This window comes from Nitrosospira sp. CT (genome assembly GCF_059489795.1).
The window spans coordinates 1-1,942 of record NZ_JCAHZJ010000015.1 but is presented as its reverse complement, the minus strand read 5'-3'; the positions used below and the strand labels follow the sequence as shown (position 1 = coordinate 1,942).

Genomic DNA, 1,942 nt, shown 5'->3' with positions numbered 1-1,942 from the left:
TTGTTTCGTACCTTAGCGAACACAACGAGATTTTGACCTTCCATCCGGATTTATATGAATTCCCCAGAGCTTCAGCAAAAATCCTTCCTGCTCCTGTTAATTGTCATCTCCCTGGCATTCGGGTGGATATTGCTGCCTTTTTTCGGCGCAATATTCTGGAGCTCCGTTCTCGCCATAATATTTGTGCCGTTTTATCGCTGGTTGCTACAGCGTCTACACCAGCGGCAGAATCTTGCCGCGCTCACAACCTTATTGCTCTGCCTGATCATGGTGATTCTCCCGTTCACGCTCATCACCGCTTCACTGTTGCAGGAGGGGGTAGTCTTTTATCAAAGAATTCGCTCTGGGGAGCTGAACTTTGGCGCGTATTTCGAACAAGTCATAAGCGCGCTGCCGCCCTGGGTGGTCAAATTTCTCGATAACGCCGGGTTGGCCAGGATTTCCGAGCTAAAGGACACGTTGTCAAACATTGCCTTGCAGGGAAGCCAACGCTTCGCGGAGGAGGCGCTCCAAATGGGCCAGAATACATTTGAGTTCGTTGTCAGTTTTGGCATCATGTTATATCTGCTGTTTTTCTTGCTCCGGGACGGGACCCTTTTGTCTGCGAAAATTAAACAGGCAATTCCGCTACGCCCGGAGCATAAGCGGAATTTATTCGGTAAATTCACCACCGTGGTTCGTGCCACCGTAAAGGGCAATATCGCCGTGGCCGCGATACAAGGCACGCTAGGGGGAGTGATATTTTCATTCTTGGGTATACAAGGAGCGCTGCTGTGGGGCTTTGTGATGGCTTTCTTATCTTTATTGCCTGCTATTGGCGCTGCCCTTATCTGGGCACCGGTAGCGATCTATTTCCTGCTTACCGGGGCCATTTGGCAAGGAATAACTCTCATCGCCTTTGGTGTGCTTGTAATTGGAATGGTGGATAACGTTCTAAGGCCCATACTCGTCGGCCAGGATACCCGGATGCCCGACTATCTGGTACTTATCTCAACGCTCGGGGGTATGGCTCTTTTTGGCCTTAACGGTTTCGTCATCGGCCCCGTAATCGCAGCACTGTTCATTGCCGCTTGGGATCTCTTTTCTACAACACGGGAAATGCCCAACGATTAATGGCAAAATTATTCTAAACCAACAACAGCGCGTGAGTGATTAACGGTCGGCGGCGTAGGCTCTCCCGTACCAAGGGTAGTAACGGCTGCACATGTTGGGAAAAGATGGTGTTCGACGTGAGGGCTGAAGAGCTTAGCAGGATACGCGCTACCTGAAGACTCAAACTATTATTTCACAACAGCTGCCCAATTTTTTAGCAGCAAGACATTCCCTGATACGTTCGAGCTCTCTGTGGGTAGAGGGAAGGTCAGGCGGCATACCAGAGCACGGCGAAGTAATGGCATGTGGTGCCCGCCAAAACGAAGAGATGCCAAATCAGGTGAGCATACCGCAAGCGGGAATCGAGTGCGAAAAAAACTACTCCGACCGTGTAAGACAACCCTCCGGCAACCAACCAGAGCAAGCCAGGCGTTGGCATTTTGGCAATCAATGGATCCGCGGCAATCACAACCAGCCATCCCATTAATAGATAGAGACAGGTGGATAGAATGGGCGGGGAGGCTCCATAGAATACCTTCAGCACCACGCCGGCTGCAGCAAGAACCCATATAGTTGAAAGAAGAATCCAGCCCCATGCGCCATGAAGTACCCCTAGCGTGAATGGCGTATAGGTGCCAGCGATAAGAAGAAAGATCGCAGAATGCTCAAGGACCCGAAACACCTGCTTGGCGTTGCTCGTGGGCAACGCATGGTAGACGGTAGATGCAAGGTAAAGAAATATGGTCGTTGCGGAGAAGAGAGTCACACCAACAACAAACCCATCGTTTCCATGCCGTGCCGCCTGCGTGATGAGAAAGGGAGCTCCGATGAGTGCCGCGGCAAGACCAAT

General features: G+C 51.1%; 2 protein-coding genes. One reads left to right on the top strand and one right to left on the bottom strand.

Annotation, left to right across the window (positions count from 1 at the left end):
• Positions 1–54 precede the first annotated feature (54 nt).
• Positions 55–1,113: an AI-2E family transporter gene (locus tag AC52W5_RS02480; protein WP_495669851.1), complete on the top strand. Its 1,059-nt coding sequence runs from the start codon at positions 55–57 to the stop codon at positions 1,111–1,113.
• A 247-nt stretch (positions 1,114–1,360) separates the two neighbouring features.
• Here AC52W5_RS02480 and trhA read toward each other — a convergent pair.
• Positions 1,361–1,942: PAQR family membrane homeostasis protein TrhA (gene trhA, locus AC52W5_RS02475; RefSeq protein WP_495669850.1), on the bottom strand; the 582-nt coding region annotated here is incomplete at its 5' end.

Coding starts and splice junctions, on each gene's coding strand:
- AC52W5_RS02480 (WP_495669851.1), top strand. CDS start 55: ATGAATTCCCCAGAGCTTCAGCAAAAATCCTTCCTGCTCCTGTTAATT.